The following is a 24,882-nucleotide window of genomic DNA, read 5'->3' as shown; positions in this document are numbered from 1 at the left end:
ATATATCAGTGAAAGGAAAGTGTAAAAAATAGTGATAAATATAAATGAAAATGATTATAATTATTCTTCAAGTTTTTAGGTCATTGTTTAATGCAGTTTAATAAATCCTCCCTCGCATTTTCAGTTTTTGCCATCATGCTATCCACCGCTCATGCTGAGTCAGAATCAGAGATAACGCAAAATGCTGTAAGCAATAAATTGCCAACGATTACCGTACAAGCAGACAGTGATAAAAAAGCCTATGCAGCAAAAACAGCAAGCGCGGTATTGCGATCTAAAGCACCTTTATTTGAAACAGCTCAGTCGATTAGTGCGATCACCAATCAGCAAATTGAACAAAAGCAAGCAAAAACAGTAGCAGAAGCTTTAGAAGGTGTGGCAGGCGTGACCTCTGGTCAATATGGACGAAGAGGCTGGGATGACTTTATTATTCGTGGACAAATATCCAGTTCACAAACTTATATTGATGGGTTGCGTATCCAAGCATCGGATAATGTTTTACGAGCGGAAGATATTTCAGGCTTGGAGTCTATTGAAGTGGTCAAAGGGCCAACCTCAGTTGGTTTTGGTTTGGCGCTGCCAGGGGGCTTAGTCAATTTAACCACCAAACGACCACAAGCAGAAACCGCTTACAAAGGCACATTAAGTTATGGAAGCTATGCTTTAAAAGAAGGTACATTTGACCTAAATTATGCCCCTGACAATCGTGCAAAAGGCGCTTTTCGTATTGTAGGACGGGTCTCTGATCAAGATGACCCGACTGACCATGTTTATTTTAAAAATCAATATATTGCTCCATCTTACAATTTTGATCTAGGCGATAAAGATGATTTATCCGTCATTGCCAGTTATCAACACCGTGAATACATCCGTCAACAGGGCATTCCTTATAGCAAAGGCGATTATAAAAAATACCCTTCAAGTCTATTCTTTGGTGAACCTGATCATGGTTATGATATCGATGTTTATCGTCTTGGTGCAAATTATGCGCACTACTTTGACAATAATTGGGTATTTAAACAAAACTTTGCGGTTACCAAAACTGATACCCAAGGCAATCCGATATTGGCATCAGGTACAAACACACTGCCAATCATTAAACGCGCTGTAAATAATCAAGATAAGCAAGATACCAACTATACCTTGGACAGCAACCTGCAACGTAATTTTGATTTTGGAAAGATCAATTACGATGTGATGGTGGGTATCGATATGATGCGAGAGCGCAGTGATTACTATCGTAGAAACGATACCATCAATTCTTTTAATTCTGACCATCCAGCCTATGGAATTACCAGTACCAAATTGGGGACGCCAACACAACAATTGACCTATAGCCAATTTACGGGTCTCTATCTACGCAATACAATTAAAGTAGATGACCACTGGATTATCGGATTGTCTGGTCGACATGATTGGACTCAGGTTGAAATTGACGATGTATTAAAAAATAGCAACAGCAAAAACTCTGACAATGCTTTTACGGGCAGTGCATCTGTGATGTATCGTATCAATGATATGTTTGCACCATATATCAGTTATTCGACCTCATTTATGCCTGTAACAGATGCTGGAGAAAATGGTCAATTGCTGAATCCTGAAGAGGGTAAACAGACCGAAGTCGGGGTTAAGTTACAAGCACTGGATCAGCGTCTACAAGGTTATATTGCCTATTATGATCTAACCCGTAAAAATGTAACTGAAACAGATATCTCTCAAAAATTTTCAATCCAAACAGGTGAGCAAGTTACCAAAGGTTTTGAAGCAGAAATCGCAGCGGCATTAACCGATCAATGGAATGCCACAGCAACCTATAGCTATATCCCAACAGCAAAAGTCACTGAAAGTGTGATTGCCAGTGATATTGGCAAACGGACCAATCATGTAGCTAAAAATGCCAGTTCGTTATCCACCCAGTATTATTTTAGCCCAGATAAATTAGGTTGGAACATCGGTGCTGGAATTCGTTATCAAGGTTCTAGAACAGCACAGCGCAATACGGATTTTGTCTATTTACCAAGTTATACCTTATTTGATGTAAATGCGGGTTACGAAGCCAAGAATTGGGGCGCAGGTTTAACAATTAAAAACTTATTTGATCGAGAGTATCTGGCAGGGACCACACCCAATGCACAATTGGTCAATTGGGGAGATCCTATGATGGTTCGTCTGAATGTAAAATTTAAATATTAACAGTAGCTTAGTTTAGATGTTGTTTTCACTATTTGAATTTAATGCTCAGACCTAAGTTTTATGGGTATTGGAAACAATACCCGCTTTTTTCAGTATAAAAAAGTTGGAATTAAAGATACTCGGATTTATTAGAATAATGGCTAATCGAGTGAAAACCTTAAGATATTCAATTTAGAACAACACTATGTCTAATTTCTACCATCGTAATAAAAACCATTGCTCCTATAGAGAAGTGATAAAAAAGCTTAAATTAAGATGCAATGAATGATGTCGATTATGCAGAGATCTGCTTGAAAAGCGTTCTATGCTTACAGTAATTCGATTTAAAACATTCTATAATTCAGGCCTATTTATTTTGCTGTATTTATCTAAATTTTTTATGTCTCAGCTTTCCCAATACTTTGCTCAAAACAAATTTTGCTGTTTAGTAGAATATTTACCTTCGATGCAAGAGGTATTGCCTGTAGCAACACAACTGGCGGGCTTTCCTGTATGTATGACTTTGTCAGATCGAGTACGTTCAGATGACGATATTGCGCCTTTAATCGCTGCACAATCTTATCCGCAACAGATTGAAAAAGTATTACATTATGCAGGTAAAGGTCGAGATATACATGATTTCAATCTTTTTTTAGTGCAAGCCAAACAACACGGACAGCAAAATTTATTGTTACTGACTGGCGATAAGTTAAAACGACATCATGATGGACAAGGTAGCCACGCTCGAACACGCTATTTAGAATCGGTGAATGCGGTCATCGCTGCCAAACAACAGGGCGGCTTTCATATCGGCGTTGCTTTGAATCCGTTTAAATATAGCCAAGCAGAAAAACAAGCGCAGTATTTAAAATTACATAAAAAACTACAAGCAGGCGCTGATTATATTATTACCCAGTTGGGCTTTGACCTCGTGGCACTTAAACAAGCACATGAGTTTTTAATTGAAGAAAACTATACACAAAAAATTCTTGCTTGTGTGATGCCGCTGACTTTAGCACGAGCGAAATTTATGCTGAAACATAATGTTGCAGGTATTGTGATTACACCACATATGCTTGAAGTGTTGGCTCAAGAACATGATTCTGATCAAACTGAAAATACTTATTTACGTTGTGCTTTACAAATTTTGATTTGTCAGCATATTGGTTATGCTGGTGTGCATCTTTCTGCGTGCCATAAAGCCGATGAGCAAACGATTTTAACTAGTTATATTGAACAGTATCGACATCTTGATCTTAAACAATGTGAACAATTATGGACTCAATTATGGCAGCTTAAAACGGGCAATGAATTACGCCCAGCTGCTGTAGAAAAGTCTAAGCTGAGTAATTTGCATCAGAAAGTGAAATATCAATTTTTAGATACTATTCACAGTACCATGTTTAATTCTAGTTTGGTCAAAGGGCTGGGTGCTTATATTTTTAGTGCGGGTTTTTGGAATAAAGCCCTTGCAGCAAAATTACTATTACAAGCGGAATATTTGAGTAAGCACTTTATTGTCGGGTGTGAGAGCTGTGGTCAGTGTCGGCTGGCTGAAACCTTATATATTTGCCCTGAAACTTGCCCTAAAGGTTTAGCAAATGGGCCATGCGGTGGCACACATTTAGACCGTTGTGAGTTTGGGGATCGAGAGTGTATACACTCTGTCAAAGCTCGATTGGCTGAAGAGGTCGATCAAATTCAGATATTAAAAAAACAGCTGATTCCAACTGTACCGATAGAAGTACGTGGAACCAGCTCTTGGAAAAACTGGTATGTGAAGCAGTGATAAAGGGGCGAGTCTGAATAAATTAATTTTCCTCGTCCATCACGTTGGTATAAAACTTTTCACCTAATTTGATTCGGTCACGACCGTTTTTCATACGCCAGCGATTGGTATCTCGCAGTGAATAAACACAGCCACAGTATTCTTGTTGGTAAAATTCTTCACGTTTGCTGATTTCGATCATACGATGTGCACCGCCACTTTTACGCCAGTTATAATCCCAATATTCAATGTGTGGATAATGTGCGGCAGCTCGGATTCCACAGCCGTTAATTTGTTGCATATCTTTCCAACGCGATATGCCCAATGAACTGCTGATTAAACTAAATCCATGTTCGTGTGCGTAGAGTGCGGTTCTCTCAAAACGCATATCAAAACACATGGTACAGCGGATGCCTTTTTCAGGCTCATTTTCCATACCTTTGGCACGTTCAAACCAATTGTCTGTATCGTAGTCACAGTCAATAAATGGGATATTATGCTTCTCAGCAAAGCGAATATTTTCTTCTTTGCGAATTAAATATTCTTTGACTGGATGAATATTCGGATTATAGAAAAAAATTGAAAAGTTGATGCCTGATTCAATTAAGCTTTCCATGACTTCACCTGAGCACGGCGCGCAACATGAATGCAGCAACAATTTGTCGTGGCCTTGGGGGAGTGTGAGCTTTTGGCGTTCCAGAGTCATGTTAAACAATATAAAAAATGAATAATCTTCTATTGTAAAAGTTTTAACGTCTTGTGGTGCTTGAATTCACTGAAATGTTTTCAGTCTAAGCTGAAAGTTTTTAAGGATGATATTTTAAAAAGCCAGATTTAGTTCATTCACAAAGAAACTTATATAGCTGTATAGATGAAGTATGCAACTGTACAATTTATTCATTCCAAAAATCGAGCGATTTAATTGTATGGATGAGTAAAAGTATCCTCATGTTTTACGTATCATTTAAAAATGAATAAAAATAACAAATTTTAAATTTAAGTGAAAATAATTAAACATAAATGCCATCAATCCGTTATGCTATAGCCAGATCACCTTTAACATATTAATTTGGTAATGATGGAATGTTAGAACTTCGACATCTAAAAACACTGACTGCTTTACGTGAACATGGTTCATTGGTTGCAGCAGCAGGAGATTTGTGTTTAACACCTTCTGCCTTATCACACCAGCTTCGAGAGTTAGATCAATGGTTTGGTGTCGAAGTGGTGAATCGTCGCTCACGTCCTGTGAGTTTTTCTAATGTTGGTCAACGCTTACTGAAACTTGCTGATGATATCTTACCACAAGTGCAAATTGCCCAGTCTGATATTACCCGTATTGTGCATGGGCAAACGGGACGAATCGTTTTCTCTTCTGAATGCCACAGTTGTTTTGATTGGCTTATGCCGTTGCTGAATCAGTATCGTCAGCAATACCCAGATGTAGATTTGGATTTTGCCTCAGGATTTGAAGCCAATCCGCATGAGTTATTACAAACCGGTGAATTTGATTTGTTAATTACAGCAGATCCAATTGCGCTAAAAGGGGTAGAGTATTTTCCAATTTTTGAATATGAATCGAGATTGGTGCTCTCAATCACGCATCCTTTAGCACGAATGAAACAAATTACGGTACAAGAGTTGGCTGAAGAAACCTTGGTGACCTATCCAGTGGATAAGCATCGACTGGATATCATGTCGAGATTATTTATTCCTGCCAATATTCAGCCAAAACATATTCGAACTACAGATTTAACTCAAATGTTGATTCAACTTGTGGCAAGTGGTCATGGTATCGCAGCACTGCCTGATTGGGTGGTCAATGAATATGAGCAGAAGGGCTGGGTGGTTTCTCGCCGTTTAGATTGTGTCGCGCCTGAAGGTTTACGTAGAACTTTATATGCAGGTTATCGTGTAGAAGAAAAAGAAAAAGATTATTTTGATGGTTTTCTTAAGCAACTGGATAAATTCTCGAAAAAAAGAGCAACGTATTATTAAAATATATTATTAATTAATGATTCATCCTGTAGCACCTGCTTGCTGAATACGATGAATCATTTTAACACGCGCTTACTCAGGCTGGTTTTGGCCTAAATGAGCGCGTGTTTTTTATCGGGTGTTTTCGCTATATCCCTGAATTAACTTCTTAAGCAGAATATGAGCAAAACAAAGCTTGGCTTTGTTTGCAGCGTAAGGTTTGCCATACCCTAAGTCAACCTATCGGCGAACCTAAATATTTTTGCGCCGTGTTGTTTCTATGACACGTTTTTTTAAAAAGGATTTTATTAGAGATGGCTTTCAATTAGAGACCGTTTTAATTTAGAACGGGTTTTTATTTAGCACATCGCCATTTTTTAGATCATTAATAACTCATTTTTGCTTTCTATGCCCTGAAATGCACTCTTATTGCACAAATTTGGTATTACTAAAGCCTAAAATCGTAATACCAAATTGGCACATCCTTTGCATCAAATAAAATTATAAAAAGTGATCTAGGGTTCCGATACTTGTCTAAAAGAGTATGTCTGGACCGAGAGTTCGCGGTTCGAAAGAACTACACGGAGGGATAAAAGCCCGGGAGGAAGTCAATAAACTATCCGAACAGGAGTGGCTATGCATACGACAAATTATCATGATCAACAGGTCATTTGGTCTGAAAAATTACCCGGTGGACATCACTGGTCAGGTCGCATTCCCAAAGGAAGCGTACTTCAATTTAAAGCTTTATCTGCCGATGCCAATGTCTCTTTATTTTGTGTGAATGCCCATGATCGACTTGAGCGTTTTAATATGCCAGATAGTTTAAAAGGGCAACATACTGCTTTTTTAACTCAAGGTCATGTGTTGTATTCCGATTTGGGACGGGTTATGGCCTCAATTATGTATGATGATCATGGCTGGAATGACGCTTTGTGTGGTCCAAGTCGTCCAGAACAAATCCAAGCTACTTTTGGAATAAAGACATTCCAAGATGCCCGAAATCAAATGATTCAAAATGGTTTAGATGGTTTGCTGGTTGAAATGAGTAAATATTCACTTGGGCAAATTGATCTCAGCGCAACAGTGAATTTATTTTCAAAAGTGACCCCAGATGATGTGGGTGCTTTGTCTTATATCCGCTCAGACAATACTGGGCAATTCATTGAGCTGCGTTTTGAAATGGATTGCTTTGTATTCTTATCGGCTGCACCGCATGGCTTAGATCATTCAGCGCAATATTCCCCTGCTGATATAGAAATGAGACTTTTTACTGCATTGCCCTTAACGGAAAACGATATTTGTCGAGACTCATGTCCGCAAAATCAACGTGCATTTGACAATAACCAGCGTTATTACGCGCTGAGTTCATCTAATAACACACGCATTTAAGGACAATCATCATGAGCATTTTAACGTCAATCGAAAAACCTATTTTAGATCAAGCCTTGTTAAATGAAGTTTGTCCTGCGGGTGAAGCATGGATGGGCGAAGTAAAAAAAGGCCAATATTTCCGTATTGTTGATTTAGAAGGCAATCAAGCCGTCGATACCTTATTTATGTCAGCAGAAAACCCAGCAGAACGTTATAGCGCAACAGATACTTTGGCCATTAATCAGCATGTTTACCTTGAAAAAGGGACAACCTTATACAGTAATTTAGGCCGCCCAATTGCAGTGATTGTCGATGATAACTGCGGTCGTCATGACACCTTAGGCGGTGCTTGTTCATGTGAAAGTAATACGGTTCGCTATGCACATGACACCTATCCGATGCACAGTTGCCGTAATAATTTTATGTATGCATTAGCCAAACATCCCATTGCACAAAAACATCAGTTAAACGTTCGGCACATCGGCCCCAATATTAATTTCTTTATGAATGTGCCTGTCAGCTCGGACGGACATTTAACCTTTGCTGATGGTATCTCTGCCGCTGGTAAATATGTAGAAATTCAAGCTGAGATGGATTTAATCGTACTGATTTCAAATTGCCCACAATTAAATAATCCGTGTAATGGCTATAACCCATCGAAAATTCAATTGCTGATACATAATGGTATGGGAGCATAATTATGTTTAAAAAAGTTCTCATTGCCAATCGTGGTGCAATTGCATGTCGCGTGATTCGTACGCTAAAAAAACTTGGGATTGGTTCAGTTGCGGTTTATTCAGAAGCTGATCAAGATTCTTTACATGTGACTTTAGCCGACGAAGCATTTTGCATTGGTGCTGCACCAGCACAACAAAGTTATCTAAACATTGCAAAAATTCTTGAAATTGCCAAGCAAACAGGTGCTGAAGCAATCCATCCAGGTTATGGATTTTTATCTGAAAATGCGGAGTTTTGTGATCTCTGTGAAAATCAGGGTATTGCTTTTATTGGACCAACCTCTAGTCAAATGCTGGATTTTGGTCTAAAACATACTGCCCGTGAGCTGGCGATTAAAAGCCAAGTGCCGTTGTTGCCGGGGAGTTCTTTGCTTTCTGGTGAGCAAGAAGCAGTCACGGAAGCTGCACGTATTGGCTATCCTGTGATGTTAAAAAGTACTGCGGGTGGTGGTGGTATTGGTATGCGTTTAGTTTGGAACGAATCTGAACTCAAAGACGCTTATCAAACCGTTTCGTATTTGGCTCAAGCCAACTTTAAAGATGCAGGGTTATATTTAGAAAAATTTGTGCAGCATGCTCGACATATTGAAGTACAAATTTTTGGTGATGGAAAAGGGCAGGTGTTGGCTTTAGGGGAACGCGATTGTTCTGTACAACGTCGTAATCAAAAAGTCATAGAAGAAACACCCGCACCGCATATAACCGATGAGCAACGTGACTATATTCAAACTGTCGCAATTCAACTTATGCAATCTGTGAATTATCGTTCAGCAGGTACAGTTGAGTTTGTGATGGATACTGAAACTGAGCAATTCTATTTCTTGGAGGTGAATACCCGTCTGCAAGTTGAGCATGGTGTGACAGAACAAGTCTATGCCGTGGATCTGGTTGAATGGATGGTGACTTTGGCCAGTGGAGATTGGACAGCACCCATTGAAAAATTAGTGTCAAAAGGACATTCAATTCAAGTTCGTTTATATGCGGAAGATCCGATTAAACAATTTCAACCCAGCGCAGGCTTACTCACCTATGTGCAATTTGATCAAAATGCACGGGTCGAAACATGGGTCGAAACTGGTTCAAATGTGTCTTCATTTTATGATCCCATGCTTGCCAAAATCATCGTGACAGCATCTGATCGAGGTTCAGCAATTCAAGCCATGCAATCAAGTCTGGCAGATACACAGATTGCAGGCATCGAAACCAATTTGGAATATCTACAAAATATTATTGCGGGTGAGGTGTTTAATTCAGGGACACAAACCACACGCTTCTTAAATACATTTGTATGGAAAACCCAAAAAATTGAGGTTTTACAATCGGGCATTCAAACCGCAATTCAGGATATTACAGGTCGTTTAGGTTACTGGGATGTGGGTGTTCCACCATCAGGAGCGATTGATCCTTTGAGTTTAAATGTCGCCAACCAACTTTTAGGTAATCCTTATAATACTTCTGGATTGGAATGTACGCTGCAAGGCCCGAGTTTAAAGTTTCATTGTGATAGTCAAATTGTGATTACCGGCGGCGATATGCCATCTAAGCTGGATGGCGTACTGGTTCCAATGTGGCAAACCGTGAATGTTAAAAAAGGTCAGGTGTTAAAGTGTGGAACAATGAGTACGGGATGTCGAAGCTATATTGGGATCAAAGGTGGCTTTCATGTTCCCGAATATTTAGGATCAAAAGCAACCTTTACTCTGGGGCAGTTTGGTGGGCATGCAGGGCGTAATTTATTAATTGGAGATATGCTTGCGATTACTGAATATTCATCTGATCAAAGCAAAAGTTTAGCCACAGATCAAATCCCTAAATTTGCGCGTCATTGGGAAATTGCGGTGATGTATGGTCCGCATGGCGCACCAGATTTCTTTACCAAAAACGATATAGATAACTTCTTTAGTAACCAGTTTGAGATTCACTATAATTCCAGTCGTACAGGCATTCGCTTGATTGGCCCAAAACCAGAGTGGGCACGTGAAGATGGCGGTGAAGCAGGTCTACATCCTTCAAATATTCATGACAATGCTTACGCAATTGGTGCGATTGATTTTACAGGCGACATGCCGATCATCTTAGGGCCTGATGGTCCAAGCTTAGGTGGCTTTGTTTGTCCAGCTGTGGTGATTCATTCAGAACTTTGGAAAATTGGTCAGCTTAAAGCAGGGGATAAAGTTAAATTTATTCCTGTGAGTTATGCCCAAGCAAAAGCCTTGGATCAAACATATCATCAAAGTATTATCGCTTCTGACACAGATGCAGTGAATTTTAATCCTGTATTCCACGCAGAAAATGACACATTAGAAAATGCTGTTTTAGCCACACGCGTAGGACAAGCACATTTACCCAGTGTGACTTACCGACCTGCGGGAAATAGCTATGTATTAGTTGAATATGGTGATCTGGTTTTAGACTTAAATCTACGTTTCCGTATTCATGCTTTAATGCAATGGGTAAAAGACCAGAATATCCACGGAATTATTGATCTTACACCGGGGATTCGTTCATTACAGATTCATTTTGATTCAATTCAAATTGATCAACTTGAGCTCTTGGAAAAACTTCAACACGCGGAAGCGGAACTGCTAGATATACACAATATGCAAGTCCCTTCACGGACGGTGTATTTACCACTGGCATGGGAAGATTCACAAACCCAATTGGCGACTGAGCGCTATACGCAAATCGTCCGTCCTGATGCACCGTGGTGCCCTGATAATATCGAGTTTATTCGTCGTATCAATGGCCTAGCATCCAAGCAAGCGGTAAAAGATGTGGTTTATAGTGCCAATTATCTGGTCATGGGATTGGGTGATGTGTATTTAGGCGCACCCGTTGCCACACCACTTGATCCGAGACAGCGTTTGGTCACAACAAAATATAACCCTGCACGGACTTGGACACCGGAAAATGCTGTTGGTATCGGTGGGGCATATATGTGTGTTTATGGTATGGAAGGTCCCGGGGGCTATCAATTTGTGGGCCGTACTACACAAATGTGGAGCCGTTATCGTAAAAACGCCAATTTTGAAGCTGGCAAGCCGTGGTTATTACGCTTCTTTGATCAGGTTAAATTCTATGAGGTTTCAGAAGCAGAATTGCTACAGATGCGCGAAGATTTTAAAGCAGGGCGGTTGCAACTACGTATTGAAGACGGGGTGCTTAATCTAAAAGAATACAATGATTTCCTTGCTGCAAATCAGGACAGTATTCATGCTTTTAAACAGAGGCAACAAGCCAATTTTGAAGCAGAGCGCCTTCGTTGGCATGCTGCAGGTTTACAAGAGTATGTCTCTGAAAGTTTAGATACTGTAGAGGATGGTGAAGCAGTCAGTATCCCAGAAGGTGGTTGTGCTGTTGAATCACATATGCCAGGTTCAATTTGGAAAATCGAATGTGCTTCTGGAGATATTGTTGAAGAAGGTGCAACCCTTGCAGTGATTGAAGCGATGAAAATTGAAATTCCGATTGTTGCACCTGAACGGATGAAGGTGGAAGCCATCTCCATTGAAAAAGGTCAGACCGTCAAGACCGGACAGGTATTGTTTACTTTGGCACCTGTAGCCTGATAAAAGTCAGCAAAGGAGCATCAATGATGATGCTCCTTTTTTTGTAAGTATGGTTTGTTTTATTTTATAAGCAGAACTCTATGGATTGTAATAATTTACAAATACTTAGCCAACTAAAATAAAATTAGTAAAAACTTTGGATTTTAAGCGCATATAACCCTACGCGCTATGCTTGTGCATTTACACTGTTTTTGCCCACAAATCGTCCATAAATACACGTTAAAACCAGCAAAAACTTGGTTAAAAACTGGCACATTTTCTGCATTGTTATATTGGTAATACAAAAACCTAATTTGGTAATACTGAGATGGAGTTGTGCTATGAATCAGGTCAAAACAACAGTCAAAAAAACACATTCGATTAAAAGATTTTTTGTTGATTTATTCACTGTACGAGCAGGTGTGTATATCAAACAAAACACTCCTGTAAATAAGATAAAAGGATAACTGTGTGGCTAAACAAAAGTTGGCTCGGATCAGCATTACTGTACCAGAAGCAACGTTGAATGCACTCGATCAGAAAATTGTCGATCAGCACTATGAAAGTCGATCTCAAGCCATTGTCGACATGATCAATAAACATCTGATTGCGGAACAGGCACAGGCCAATGAGGTTATGGTGGGTACTCTGACCCTACTTTATGATGCAGGACAAATGCCACTTCGAAACCAACTGATTGATTTTCAACAAAAGTTTTTAACTCAAGTGATTAGCTCACTGCATATCCAGCTAGATCAACAAAAAATATTACAAGTCATGCTGATGCAGGGCGCAAGTTCTGAGCTTCGACATATTAGCCAACAATTTACAGCACTCAAGGGTGTGATCAAAGGGCATCTAGAGCTGATGGATGCTGTAATGCCACCAATTCTGCAAAATGATTAAATCGGGAGTAGGGTGATGCAAGACTTATGGACAATTCAAGACTGGCGAGAGGCGTATACCAGCCAGAAAATCAAGATTGAGGGGTTAATCGATTATGTTAAAACCATTCACAATGATGATCATGCTTGGATTGAAATCGCATCTGAAACGCAAATTCAAGCCCAAATTGAAGCCTTAAAACTACAAGATAGAGATGATTTACTTTTATACGGTGTGCCATTTGCCGTCAAAGATAATATCGATGTCGCAGGGTTCCATACCACCGCTGCTTGTAAAGACGTTGAATATTTAGCAACCAATGATGCTGTGGTGATTGCCAAGTTAAAAAAAGCTGGTGCTGTGGTGATTGGAAAAACTAACCTTGATCAGTTTGCAACGGGATTGGTCGGGGTACGTTCACCTTATGGCGCGGTCAAAAATAGTTTTAATCCAGAATATATCAGCGGTGGTTCCAGCTCTGGTTCATCCGTTGCAGTTGCAAATGGTATGGTGCCCTTTAGCTTAGGGACCGATACAGCAGGTTCGGGTCGTGTGCCAGCAGGGCATAACAATATTGTTGGTCTTAAACCGACCAAAGGCTGGTTTTCAACCACAGGCTTGATGCCTGCTTGTAGAACGATTGATGTCATTTCTATCTTTGCATTGAGCAGTGACGATGCTTGGACGGTTGCCAGTGTTATGCAAGGCTATGATGAAAAAGATGAATATTCACGTATTCATCCAGCAAATGTTCCCTCTCAGTTTTCTAAAGGCAAAATTGCCATACCTGCACAGCTTGAGTTTTATGGTGACACAGAAACTGAAAAAGCTTTTGCGACCGCAGTAGAACGAGTCAAATTACTTGGTTATAAAGTTGAAAGTATTGATTTCACAGATTTTAATGAACTTGCCAAAGCCCTCTATAACGAGGCTTGGGTAGCGGAACGGACTGTTGCTGTGGAAAAAGTTGTAACACGTGACCAAGCGCATCCGGTCATTGCTGAAATCATAGCTCAAGCAGATAAATTTACAGCCACGGATGCACTTCAAGCTGAATATAAACGTGCTGTGCTGGCACGAAAAATTAATCTGGCTTTACAAGCCTATGATGCATTAATGGTACCGACTTCACCCACGATTTATCGTATTGTCGATGTTGAAGTAGATCCAATCGTAAAGAACTCACATATGGGAGCTTATACCAACTTTGTCAATTTTGCCGATTTAGCAGCCATAGCATTACCCAATACAATTCGCTCAGATGGGTTGCCGAGCGGAGTAACATTTATTGCACCTGCTTGGCATGATCAAGCTTTGGCAAATTTTGCTCAAAAATGGCAAACACTAACAGCCCTTACATTAGGCAAATCTCAGCAGCACTATCAAAAAATGCTTGAGATTGCTTCAAAAAATTCAGTCAAGTTGGCGGTTGTGGGAGCGCATTTAACAGCGATGCCACTTAATTTTCAGCTCACTACACGCCAAGGGACTTTATTAAAGAAAACCTATACCGCTAAAAATTACAAATTATTTGCTTTAAAAAATACCAGTCCACCAAAACCTGGTCTGCAATGTGATGCAACAGGAACGTCTATTGAAGTTGAAGTTTGGGAAATTCCATTGGCAAACTTTGGCGCAATCGTTGCTGAGGTTCCAGCACCGTTGGGAATCGGCAATTTACAACTTGAAGATGGCAGTTGGGTAAAAGGTTTTATTTGCGAAGCTTATGCAATTAAAGACGCTATAGATATCAGCCATTTAGGTGGTTGGCGTGCATATATACAGTCGCTGAATCAAACCAATACACAATTTAAAAGCGAGAAAATCGGGGGAGTTTCTGTATGATCTATAAATCTTTTTTATCCGTATCATTATTATCAGCAATGCTGTTATCTGGTTGTGACAACACGGCAAAAATTCCTCAAGCAAAAGAGGGTGCGCAAGCTTCAGCAGATGCTAAACCTATTACCATTGGCTATAGTGATTGGCCCGGATTTGTGGCATGGCAAGTTGCAATTGAAAAAGGTTGGCTAAAAGAAGCAGGTCTCAATGTTGATTTTAAATGGTTTGATTATTCAGCATCACTCTCAGCATTTTCTGCCAATCAATTAGATGCAGTATTTGTTACCAATGGTGATAACTTGGTGACGGCCTCGGGTGGTACTCAAGGCATGATGATCATGGCGACTGACTACTCTGCGGGCAATGATGTGATTATTGCCAAAGAGGGGATCAATCGTATTGAAGATTTAAAAGGTAAATCTGTCGGCGTTGAAAAAGGTCTAGTCGATCATTTGCTTCTAGCAACGGCAATGTCAGATCAAAAGATTCCCATCAATGAAATAAAATTGGTTAATTCAGCTACCAATCAATTACCACAAGTATTCTCGAGCCCAGATGTTTCAGCTATTGCGGTATGGCAACCTGTTGCCAGTCAAGCATTGAAAACTGTTGCAGGGTCAAAAATCATTTATACCTCCAAGGATAAACCGGGGTTAATTTATGACACCTTAACTGTGAATATGAGTCATTTAACTGCCCATAAAGATGAATGGAAAAAGATCCTTCAAGTGTGGGACAAGACAGTGAAATATATTAATGATCCTGCAACACATACAGATGCTGTAAAAATTATGGCAATCCGTTCAGGGGTAGATCCAAAACAATACGAAACGATGGTGAATGGCACCCATTTACTTGATCTAGACGCCAATCAAAAAGTCTTTAGCAAAGGCAATGGTTTTGATTCGATCTATGGCTCGTCCTATCACGTCAATAAATTTAACGTGGAAAATGGCATCTATAAAACTGAACAAAATGTCGATGGTCTGATTTATCCGACATTGTTGCAAGAGTTGAAATAGCGGTTTTAAAAGAATTAGATCGTTGGAAAAATAGCCTAAGCATGTCTTGGGCTATTTTATTCTAGGTGCAAAAGCTTTATATAGAGCCTAGACGCAATTTTTGAACAGATTTGAATGCAGGAAAACTAACCAAATCAGTGAAATTTTTATGGTGGTAGATCTGTTTTAAAGATTAACAAATTAAATTTAAATTGATTACAAAGGCGTCACTTTAATCACATTAAAAGAGGATTTTCTATTCACTAGAGCTCTTGCCAAAATAAACTTAGAGATGATATTTAAATGTGGTTAAGCTTTATGAATCATGAAAATTTTACTATTACATAAAAATTAAGTGTATGAGGATCAAATTTGCAATGCCGCGCTTTACATTTAAAGTTTAAATCGCTTTGTGTAGGCGATGTATCACTTTTCATAGGGGATTCTAAACCCCGCGTTGCAATCAAAGCAGTACTTTGTTTTTGCTCATGTTGAGTGAGGGGCACGTTCTGTATCCCCACCCAATAAGGCGACATCCATGTCGCATCACGATAGAAACACCATCTATGTTTCATCAAAATTTAAAAGTTTACACGTATCGAGTGCTTATTTTTGACTAACACAAGAAGTCTATGATATTTCAGTGCTCGTTGAAAAAAGATGAATAATTAAAATCCCAATAATCATAAAAGCCAAACCGATGATTGCAGCTAAATCTAAGTGTTGTTTATAGTAAAAGAAGCCGACCAAGGACACCAAAATAATGCCTGCGCCAGACCAAAGCGCATAAGTAATACCGACAGGAATCGTTTTCATGGTCAGTGATAAAAAATAAATGGCAACCGCATATCCAATCACGGTAATAATCGATGCAAATAACTGGCTAAAACCATCTGAAGCCTTCATTGCAGAAGTCGCGATGACTTCTGCAACAATGGCAATCATTAAATATAAAAAAGACATTGATTGAGAATATCCCTTATAACGCTATTTTTGCATGATGAAAAAGATGATTTTCTTCATGATCAAACCAATTTTGACTTTCAGTTGAAGTGCCCGTAAGCGTTGTAAAGCAAAAATCTTTTTGAAATACATCAAGTGTAAAAAATAAACGACAATGTTCACCATTGATCAGTTGCTGTTGGACAAGTGTGTTGTGATCGAGTTGTTGGAAATTTTCAAGATCAATCATAGTTCCAACTTTGTTGCTGATGGTGCTAAGATCGATGATCTGCTTATCAAAACTGATCGAAACCTCATAGTCCTGAATTGCTTCTAGACTAATCTGTTGTTGAGAAATAGCATCTTTTAAAGCATTAGTGGAGTGAAAAGCCTGTTGTATATCTGGATGTCGAGACTTGGCAAAGGCAATAAAATGATCACAAAGGATGAAGCCACCATCTGCAGGATAACTGATACTTAAATCGATATTTTCAACTTTAAATAAACGTAGGCCAAGATATAGCCCACGGGTAGCTTGTTGCCGCCAATCTTCAACATAAGCATGGCTTGGTGAAAACTCTAATATGGCATTGCCAATTGAATACAATTTTGCTGGTTCGGGCCATTGCACATGATTTTGATAATTACTGCTGACATTCCATGAAAGTAATTGATTTTGAGCATCCCAAATTGTATCGCCAACCCAGCCCTGTCGTTCTAAAACGGGCGTTGAAATGGGGTCTTTTAAGCGTAAATCAATGGTAAAGGTTTTAGATTGAAACCAATAGACCAGCGTATTTTCATCAGTTAAACCATTGGAAAAAGTAATACTCTTACGGCGAAAAGCACCCAATAAATACCGAGGTAATACGCAGGCTGAATCATCACTCGGTTTAAGTTGTGCACAGAGTTCTAATAAGTTCATAGTGACTCCTCGTTTTGACTTAAACCAAATGAATAAAGCGGGCGGGGATTTTCAAGTTGAATTTCACCCCGGGCTACTTTTTCTTTTAGATACTGGAAAGTTTGTGCGGTTTGATTAAAAAGGTGCTCACCGCCTTTTAAAGGGGAATATTTTGCAGGCTGATCTTTAAGCAAAGGTTGAATCAGATAGTCATAATCACAAGAGAAGAAGAAGGGAAATGAAAAACGTTCTTCGGAAACTTTTTTAACACGATGTTTGGTTGCCAAATATCGCCCATTAGACAGAATTTCCATCATATCGCCAATATTCATAACCAATGTATTTTCAAGCAGTGGAATATCGATCCATTGCCCTGTTTTATCGAGGACTTGTAATCCAGGTGCTGTGGGTAAGAGCAAAGTAAAACACTCATAATCGGTATGTGCACCAATACCATCTTTATCCTGAATTTCAGGATGATAAGGATAATGAATAAGGCGAAGTTGACTGGGTGCTTTGGAATTATGTGCATCAAAATAATGCTCATCTAAGCCAAGTGCTAGCGCAAAACTTTGGAAAATTGTGTGCCCAATATTTTTAATATGTTGATAATAATCTGAAACATGCTGTTTAAAAATGGGGTCATCTGGCCACTGGGTTGGACCAATCAAAGGGCGGCGATCTGCGGGGCTTTGATGATCATAATTGACATCATAGGCCTCTTTAAGATCATAACTCGTTTCTACAAAACGTTCTTCACCGATCGGTACATAACCACTGTGATTTTCAGATAAGCCAATATAATTCCTCATCTTAATTGCAGTATCTTGGGCGAAGTATTGCTGTGCGGTTTGATAAAGATTGTTGAATAACGCAGGTTTAAATTGTTCTCCCTTTAGATATAAGAAACCCACATCTTTACATGCCTGATCTAAAGCGTGTGCCACGACTAGACGATCTTCGAGGTCAGGACTGGATAATAGGGAAATGTCCACAATTGGTAAAACATATGTGTTTGACATGAATATCACCAAGGTTGGCCGTCCAACAATGAACTAAGCGATTTGGGTCGTCCCAAAGGCTATAAGAAATCTGTTTGTTTATTTATCCGTGCTGACTTGGGTCATCCTCGGTATTTTGGGTAAGTCTTGAAGTGATGGATCAAGCTCATCTTCCTGAGCGTGTACCAACTGATCAACACGTGCCCTTAATTGTTGAAAAGCAGGAGTTGCCATGAGAGCTAATGAACGTGGGCGAGGTAAATCCACTTCAATAATTTCTTTAATTTCACCGGGATTGGCTTTTAGCGCAATAATACGATCAGCCAATAAAATGGCTTCATCCATATCATGGGTAACAAAAATAATGGTGATATCAATGTTTTGCCATAAATCCATTAAATGTTTTTGCATCTTTTGACGGGTATGAGGGTCGAGCGCGCCGAAAGGTTCATCCATCAGTAAAATTTTAGGTTCATTGACTAAAGCTCGAGCAATCGCAACACGCTGTTTCATTCCACCAGAAAGTTGATGTGGATATTGATTTTCATATTTGTCCAAGCCAATAATATTGATCCATTCTCGTGCATGGGCTTCCGCAGTCATTTGACTGGCACCTTTCATCCGTGGTCCGAACATGACATTTTCTTTAACCGTTTTCCATGGAAACAGGGTATACCCTTGGAACACCATGCCCCGTTCAGGGCTAGGTCCTGTGATGCGTTGGCCATCGACTAAGATTTCACCACTATGATAAGGATCTAAACCTGCAATTACGCGACTTAACGTTGATTTACCACAACCTGATGGGCCAATCACACAAATAAATTCACGCTTATGGATTTTAAGATCCAGTTGATTTAAAACAGTTCGTTCGTTTTTACCATGTTTAAATACTTGGCTCAGTTGTTTGGCTTCTAAGATGACAGGGCGTGCATAAATTTTTTGAAAATATTCATGTGAATTAAAAGTTGAGTCATTCATTATTTGGCCCCTGCTTTCCATGCGAACATACGTTCGCCTAATTTCATTAATAACACATCACAAACCAGTCCAATCACCCCGATAATCAAAATCGCAGCATAGACATTGTCAAAGTTTTGATAGCGTGCTTGTTGGGTAATAAACCATGTAATACCAGAAGTAGTACCAATTAATTCAGAGACAATTAAATAGGTCCAAGCCCAACCTAGTAGCACGCGTAAATCACGATAAATATCTGGAAAAGCAGCAGGAATAACCACATTGAATAGGCTTTTGAGCTTATTGGTTCCTAGGGTATAGCCGGCTTCAATTAAGCCTTTATCGACCATACGTGTTGTATTGGCAATTATTAGAATTTGTTGAAAAAGCGTACCAATCACAATAATTGCAATTTTAGGTGCATCATTGATTCCCAAAATGGCAACAGCAAGCGCGCCAAAAGCAGGGGCTGGTAAGTAACGGAAAAATTCAACAAAAGGTTCTGTGAGCAGTGATATTTTTTGTGAGAAACCACAGAGAATACCCAATGGAATACCAAAAATTGAAGAAATTAAAAAAGCTGAAAATACGATTTTAATACTGTGCCATAAGCTTTGATGAAACCATGGGGTATCTGGTTGTTCTGGCGGTGTGGTAAATGCAGTGACCAAGGCCTTAGCCACTTCATGTGGTGCAGGTAAGTAAATGGGATTGACTAAAATACCTTGTGGTGGTGCAGAATCATGAGCAACCGCATTTTGTGCCTCACTATAGAACACACTTTTTTCGATACGGCTACCGACTTGTAAATATGAGACACTGCCTGAATCTGTGATTTGGACTTGAGGATGCCAAATAAAAGGTAAATAACTGACAGCGCACCAGAGCAATATAGGGATCAGAAAAGAACACAAGCTCAGTAATAGCTTATTCTTTTGACCAATTTCCTTTACAACATAACCCATATTTACCGCCCTCATTTTAGCTTGAGTATTACGATTGTTGAAAAACGTAATATTTGTTAAGCAAAATAAGTGCCATGAATAAATATAATGAGGCGAGGCTAATTAGAATTTATCAATAACGCTCGAGTCGTCGGTGATAAATGATCTGTAGGAGCTCATCGCGCTAAAGCATGCTGAAAATACCCAAACAGGAAGAGAACTACAAGGAAATAAAAAATATGAAAGGAATAAAAGTAAAGTAATCGTGCAAGATTAGGTGCTGATTTAATAAAATTCTGAATGCTTAGCTCTGCCATTCAAACCTATTGATCTGATGATTAATTGAAATTAAATCGTCGTTGTATCGAGGGGAATACAACGACATTTTAATTATTAAATACATATCAAATCATAAACTTCAGTTGAATATTTAAGCATATTCAATTTTATCAGGTGAGCATCTGTTTAAAGGGGAAGAGGTTCTAAACCTTTTACAATATCACTAAATTCAGAGCCATTTAGCCAAAATGATTTCTTTAAAAATAATGTAGTCATTATACTTTCAGCGATATCACTATTGGTATTTTCACAAAATAAACCATATTGGCTGCCTAATACATTATTGTCTTCAATCAAACGAATATAGTAAGCATGTTGTTCGTCTGCATAACCAAGAATTGCATCACGTTGAGTCGCCATTTTTATGTCTCCACATAGAAAATCAATCAATTAAGTGCTTAAGTGAGATCAGAGAACTTATTCAAAATTATCAATAAATTAACAAGATATCTGTATTCTAAATTATTGATTTATGATAAGTATATTGATTATCTTTGTCGTCCTTGTTCAAATAGATGTATCAAAACTGATCGATAGAGTTATTGTTATTCAAAAAAAACTTGCCGTCAACTTGAATTTGTAACTTTTTCAAGCTATATTGATTTTACAGGCTTTTATGAAGCATATAGGATAAATAATGTCTAAGAAAGTAGAATTTGAACACGGAGGTGCTAGAGCAAATGCTGGGCGTAAGGCACAGTTTAGTGAGCCAACCAAAGTCATCCGTGTACCAGAGTCACAAGTCGATTTTATCAAAAACTGGTTACTGAAAAATTTCAAAAATGGTCAGCTCAGTGATTTAACAGCGAGCATAAAGATCCAGACCATACAGCCTAAGAATGATAAGGTCTATCAGATTCCACTTGCGACTGAAAGGGTCGCTGCTGGTGTACCATTTTCAGTTCAAGATAGTATAGAACAATCTTTAGATATGAATGAATATTTAATTAGAAATGAGAGTTCTACATTTATTGTTAAAGCAAATTCGCTTTCAATGCAAGATGTGGGGATTGATATCGAAGACCCTTTGATTGTAGATCGTAGCATTTCTGCAAAATCTGGTGATATTGTCATCGCCCGTATTGATAATGATTTTACGGTGAAACGCTTGATGATTGATAAACAATTTGATCCACCGAAAGTCTGGTTAAAAGCTGAGAATCCAGAGTTTAAAAATATTTATATTGAAGAAGGGCAAGAATTCGAAATATGGGGAGTTGTGACTTATAACTTAAAGCGGATGCGTTGATTGATAGAGAAGATATTTGAGGATAACGCTTTAAGTCTGTCGTGTTTTTAAGCAACATTTTTGTTGCTTTTTTTATGATCAATTTAAGAATACTAAGGACACATCAAAATTTGAGCGTGTAGTTTTCTAGTTGTGAAATCAGATTATTTTGAATATAAACTCGCTTTATTACAAAAGCTCATTGTGTGTTTTATCAATAATAGACCTATAGCTACTGAGCAAGTAGCCAATAACATAACAATCCTCATATTCACATTCGCCATCAAAAACCTTCAAAACTAAATATAAATATTATTCGGCATATTTTTTGCTGTCATCAAAGTGATTAATTTATCAAATGGTCAAAAATGAGCTATCAAATTTTTCCGTGTGTAGCGCAACCAGATGCTGAAACTGTGGTTCTATCTTCTGGTTTAGGTGGGCATGCATCTTTTTGGCAACCACAAATTAAAACTTTAACTCAATATTTTCAGGTGCTTGTTTATGACCAAGAAGGTTGTCATGCAGACTCTGGAGCATTACCCACAGCATATTCAATAAAGAATATGGCAAAGCAAGTATTAGACATACTTCAACAGCAACAAATCAAACAATGCCATTTTATTGGGCATGCCTTAGGTGCGGTAATTGGAGCTGAATTGGCTGTTTTGATCTACAACACCGAAATTTCACTGTCGAGTCTAACCTTTATTAATGCTTGGGATGCTCTTGATCCACATACAGATAAATGTTTCAAAACCCGTATTGCCTTGTTAGAAAATGCTGGTGCTGAAGCTTATATACGTGCACAAGCTCTATTTCTATATCCACCTGCTTATATTTCAAAGCATATTCAACAAATTCAAGAGATCGAAAGCAAGGGATTTAAAGATTTCCCACCGATTAATAACGTGTTGCTACGCTTAAATGCATTGATGAATTTTAAAATTTTACCGCAACATATCGCTGCTTTGGCGAACACTGATGTGTATTACATTGCCAACAAAGATGATTTTTTAGTGCCTTATCAAAAGAGTATAGACCTTAAAGCAATATTGGGGCATGGCGAATTAACACTATTGGAAACCGGTGCGCATGCTTCATCTGTAACAGAAAGTAATACAGTCAATCAGATTTTAATTCAAAATTTAGTAGAAGAAACCCTATGAACCAGAGCCTCAACATAGATTTAAACCAATTGTTTCCAGATGCCAGAACGCACAATACTTGGTTGGATAAGGCAGTCAGCACTGAATAGATTCAGCAAATTTATGATTTAGTGAGAATGGGACTTACCTCTGCCAATTGTTGCCCTGCTCGATTTATATTTTTAATGACATCTGAGTCGAAAGAACAACTAAAGCCTGCGCTATCCTCGGGAAATATAGAGAAAACCATGACAGCGCCTTTGACAGTGTTGGTTGCAACGGATCAGAAATTTTATAATCAATTTGCTAAACTTTTTCCGCATACAGACGCTAAATCTTGGTTTACCTCAAATCCCAAACTTGCCAATGAAACAGCTTTAAGAAATAGCTCGATGCAAGCTGCGTATTTGATTATGGTATGTCGAAGTTTAGTTTTGGACACAGGGCCAATGTCTGGATTTGATGATATGCAAGTGAATGAGACTTTCTTTAAAGAGACTGATTATTCGATTAATATGATTATCAACATAGGATATGGGGATCATACAAAAATATATACAAGATTACCAAGATTAGATTTTGATGATGCTTGTAAAATATTATAAAGATTTATTTTAATAACTATTTTATTAGATTACTAATTTTATTGAACCAGTGTTGTATTTCGTCAGAATTTTATCTTATTGAACCGCATACCGTCTGCGGTTTTTTATTTATAGTGTCGGTTAATTTTAAAATTATAAATGATCTAAAATGACGCATTTATGCACTATTTTAGTTTATTTTTTTATGGCTTGAAAATTCATAAATTTTACCAAAAGGTAAAATAAAAAATAAATATAAAAAAATTAATAATGAAAACAACTAATTAAATTTAGTGGCATGTTGTATGCATTATTTATAATTACAAGATGGTTTTTGTTTTTGGTTTTATATCAAATATTTTTAGAATATTTTTTTGTACAGTGAGGTTTAGCTATGAAAATTGGTGTATTTTGTCCGATTGGAAATAATGGCTGGTTGCTTTCAGAAAATGCACCGCAATATAAGCCAACATTTGAATTGAATAAACAGATTGTACAACGTGCAGAACATTATGGTTTTGATTTTGCATTGTCGATGATTAAACTGCGTGGTTTTGGGGGTAAAACTGAATTCTGGGATTATAACTTAGAAAGCTTTACATTAATGGCGGGTTTAGCGGCAGTGACCAGTAAAATAAAAATTTTTGCTACGGCAGCGACTTTGGTGATGCCACCAGCCATTGTGGCACGTATGGCATCAACGATTGACTCGATTTCAAATGGACGTTTTGGGCTAAATGTTGTGACTGGATGGCAACCACCAGAATATACCCAAATGGGGTTGTGGCCAGGGGATGATTATTTCTCTAAACGTTATGATTACTTATCTGAATATGTCGAAATTTTACGTGAGCTTTGGGCAACGGGAACATCTGATTTCAAAGGTGATTTCTTCCAAATGGATGATTGCCAAGTAAAGCCAATACCACAATCCGCCATGAAAATTATTTGTGCTGGTCAATCTGATGCGGGCTTAGCATTCTCTGCAAAATATGCAGATTATAATTTTGTTTTTGGAAAAGGTTTCAATACACCAACGGCCTATGCTGAAATCAATGAACGTCTAAAAGTACATACTGATCAGACAGGAAGAGATGTTCAAACCTATGTTTTGTTTATGGTGATTGCAGCTGAAACAGATCAAGAAGCTATGGCGAAATGGGAGAACTATAACCAAGGTGCAGACCTGGCAGCAATTAACTGGTTAATGAATCAAGGCGGTAAAGATCAAACATCAGGTACAGATACCAATATTCGTCAAATGGCATCTAGTGTTTCACCCGTCAATATTAATATGGGCACAATCGTCGGTTCTTATGAAAATGTTGCCATGATGCTGGATGAAATTTCTACCATTAAAGGCACTGAAGGAATTCTTTTAACATTTGATGATTTTATCCAAGGGGTTGAGGATTTTGGACAGCGCGTCCAACCGTTGATGGCTTGTCGTGAGGAGGTTGTTGCAAGTTATCAACAGCTAGCTCAACCCGTTTTGGAGAAAAGCGCATGAGTATAGTTGAAAACTCGA

Annotated in this window: 20 protein-coding genes, 1 pseudogene and 1 riboswitch; of the genes and pseudogenes, 14 read left to right on the top strand and 7 right to left on the bottom strand. The window is 38.5% G+C overall.

The window, feature by feature from the left end:
• Window positions 1–90 precede the first annotated feature (90 nt).
• Together AC4CUY_RS13795 and AC4CUY_RS13790 are read left to right on the top strand one after the other, a co-directional pair.
• Window positions 91–2,193, top strand: coding sequence for a TonB-dependent siderophore receptor (locus AC4CUY_RS13795; RefSeq protein ID WP_336954058.1), 2,103 nt, complete (start codon window positions 91–93; stop codon window positions 2,191–2,193).
• A 379-nt stretch (window positions 2,194–2,572) separates the two neighbouring features.
• A complete protein-coding gene (locus tag AC4CUY_RS13790) occupies window positions 2,573–3,961 on the top strand; it encodes a methylenetetrahydrofolate reductase C-terminal domain-containing protein (protein ID WP_336954057.1) in 1,389 nt (462 codons plus the stop codon).
• A 22-nt stretch (window positions 3,962–3,983) separates the two neighbouring features.
• On the opposite strand, the gene AC4CUY_RS13785 is transcribed toward AC4CUY_RS13790, so the two are convergent.
• Complete coding sequence (locus tag AC4CUY_RS13785) at window positions 3,984–4,646, bottom strand: epoxyqueuosine reductase QueH (RefSeq protein WP_490774275.1); 663 nt, start codon at window positions 4,644–4,646, stop codon at window positions 3,984–3,986.
• A 377-nt stretch (window positions 4,647–5,023) separates the two neighbouring features.
• Between AC4CUY_RS13785 and AC4CUY_RS13780 the strand changes: the two genes are divergently transcribed.
• From AC4CUY_RS13780 to AC4CUY_RS13745, 8 genes are all read left to right on the top strand, one after another.
• The gene (locus AC4CUY_RS13780) at window positions 5,024–5,938 is read left to right on the top strand and encodes a LysR family transcriptional regulator (RefSeq protein WP_336954055.1); all 915 of its coding nucleotides are present in this window, start codon (window positions 5,024–5,026) and stop codon (window positions 5,936–5,938) included.
• 483 nt (window positions 5,939–6,421) lie between these two features.
• A riboswitch (guanidine-I (ykkC/yxkD leader) is annotated at window positions 6,422–6,523 on the top strand.
• A gap of 30 nt (window positions 6,524–6,553) precedes the next feature.
• The gene (locus AC4CUY_RS13775; protein ID WP_336954054.1) at window positions 6,554–7,309 is read left to right on the top strand and encodes an urea amidolyase associated protein UAAP1; all 756 of its coding nucleotides are present in this window, start codon (window positions 6,554–6,556) and stop codon (window positions 7,307–7,309) included.
• Window positions 7,310–7,320: 11 nt separating this feature from the next.
• Window positions 7,321–7,989 (top strand): urea amidolyase associated protein UAAP2, encoded by a 669-nt coding sequence (locus AC4CUY_RS13770; protein ID WP_490774274.1) that lies wholly within the window; start codon window positions 7,321–7,323, stop codon window positions 7,987–7,989.
• Between the two features lie 2 nt (window positions 7,990–7,991).
• A complete protein-coding gene (gene uca / locus AC4CUY_RS13765) occupies window positions 7,992–11,597 on the top strand; it encodes an urea carboxylase (RefSeq protein ID WP_419820237.1) in 3,606 nt (1,201 codons plus the stop codon).
• 320 nt (window positions 11,598–11,917) lie between these two features.
• On the top strand, window positions 11,918–12,043 hold the full coding sequence (locus tag AC4CUY_RS13760; RefSeq protein WP_419360523.1) for a hypothetical protein: 126 nt from the start codon (window positions 11,918–11,920) through the stop codon (window positions 12,041–12,043).
• A 4-nt stretch (window positions 12,044–12,047) separates the two neighbouring features.
• The gene (locus AC4CUY_RS13755; protein ID WP_490774273.1) at window positions 12,048–12,482 is read left to right on the top strand and encodes a CopG family ribbon-helix-helix protein; all 435 of its coding nucleotides are present in this window, start codon (window positions 12,048–12,050) and stop codon (window positions 12,480–12,482) included.
• Between the two features lie 12 nt (window positions 12,483–12,494).
• Window positions 12,495–14,306: an allophanate hydrolase gene (gene atzF / locus AC4CUY_RS13750; protein ID WP_490774272.1), complete on the top strand. Its 1,812-nt coding sequence runs from the start codon at window positions 12,495–12,497 to the stop codon at window positions 14,304–14,306.
• Window positions 14,303–15,325, top strand: a complete 1,023-nt coding sequence (locus tag AC4CUY_RS13745) for an ABC transporter substrate-binding protein (protein WP_490774271.1) — start codon at window positions 14,303–14,305, stop codon at window positions 15,323–15,325. The genes atzF and AC4CUY_RS13745 overlap by 4 nt, the downstream gene beginning before the upstream one ends.
• A gap of 609 nt (window positions 15,326–15,934) precedes the next feature.
• On the opposite strand, the gene AC4CUY_RS13740 is transcribed toward AC4CUY_RS13745, so the two are convergent.
• From AC4CUY_RS13740 to AC4CUY_RS13715, 6 genes are all read right to left on the bottom strand, one after another.
• Window positions 15,935–16,267, bottom strand: coding sequence for a DMT family transporter (locus tag AC4CUY_RS13740; RefSeq protein WP_336954048.1), 333 nt, complete (start codon window positions 16,265–16,267; stop codon window positions 15,935–15,937).
• Window positions 16,268–16,283: 16 nt separating this feature from the next.
• A complete protein-coding gene (locus AC4CUY_RS13735) occupies window positions 16,284–17,171 on the bottom strand; it encodes a hypothetical protein (RefSeq protein WP_336954047.1) in 888 nt (295 codons plus the stop codon).
• Window positions 17,168–18,172: an isopenicillin N synthase family dioxygenase gene (locus AC4CUY_RS13730; RefSeq protein ID WP_490774270.1), complete on the bottom strand. Its 1,005-nt coding sequence runs from the start codon at window positions 18,170–18,172 to the stop codon at window positions 17,168–17,170. The genes AC4CUY_RS13735 and AC4CUY_RS13730 overlap by 4 nt, the downstream gene beginning before the upstream one ends.
• 78 nt (window positions 18,173–18,250) lie before the next feature.
• Entirely contained in the window at window positions 18,251–19,132 is an 882-nt protein-coding gene (locus AC4CUY_RS13725; RefSeq protein WP_419327833.1) for an ABC transporter ATP-binding protein, read from the bottom strand.
• Entirely contained in the window at window positions 19,132–20,076 is a 945-nt protein-coding gene (locus AC4CUY_RS13720; protein ID WP_336954044.1) for an ABC transporter permease, read from the bottom strand. The genes AC4CUY_RS13725 and AC4CUY_RS13720 overlap by 1 nt, the downstream gene beginning before the upstream one ends.
• A 444-nt stretch (window positions 20,077–20,520) precedes the next feature.
• Complete coding sequence (locus AC4CUY_RS13715; protein ID WP_004724652.1) at window positions 20,521–20,754, bottom strand: hypothetical protein; 234 nt, start codon at window positions 20,752–20,754, stop codon at window positions 20,521–20,523.
• A 277-nt stretch (window positions 20,755–21,031) separates the two neighbouring features.
• Between AC4CUY_RS13715 and AC4CUY_RS13710 the strand changes: the two genes are divergently transcribed.
• From AC4CUY_RS13710 to rutA, 4 genes and pseudogenes are all read left to right on the top strand, one after another.
• Window positions 21,032–21,643 carry a LexA family protein gene (locus tag AC4CUY_RS13710; RefSeq protein WP_490774269.1) on the top strand — a complete coding sequence of 204 codons (612 nt, stop codon included), beginning with the start codon at window positions 21,032–21,034 and terminating at the stop codon, window positions 21,641–21,643.
• A 347-nt stretch (window positions 21,644–21,990) separates the two neighbouring features.
• On the top strand, window positions 21,991–22,791 hold the full coding sequence (gene rutD / locus AC4CUY_RS13705; RefSeq protein WP_490774268.1) for a pyrimidine utilization protein D: 801 nt from the start codon (window positions 21,991–21,993) through the stop codon (window positions 22,789–22,791).
• Window positions 22,788–23,375: pseudogene (locus AC4CUY_RS13700) on the top strand (malonic semialdehyde reductase). The gene rutD and the pseudogene AC4CUY_RS13700 overlap by 4 nt, the downstream one beginning before the upstream one ends.
• Before the next feature lie 373 nt (window positions 23,376–23,748).
• The gene (gene rutA / locus AC4CUY_RS13695; RefSeq protein WP_490774267.1) at window positions 23,749–24,864 is read left to right on the top strand and encodes a pyrimidine utilization protein A; all 1,116 of its coding nucleotides are present in this window, start codon (window positions 23,749–23,751) and stop codon (window positions 24,862–24,864) included.
• The last annotated feature ends 18 nt before the right edge of the window (window positions 24,865–24,882 follow it).

It is taken from the genome of Acinetobacter sp. 778_lipA, assembly GCF_058242985.1.
This window is presented reverse-complemented; position numbering and strand designations above follow the sequence as displayed.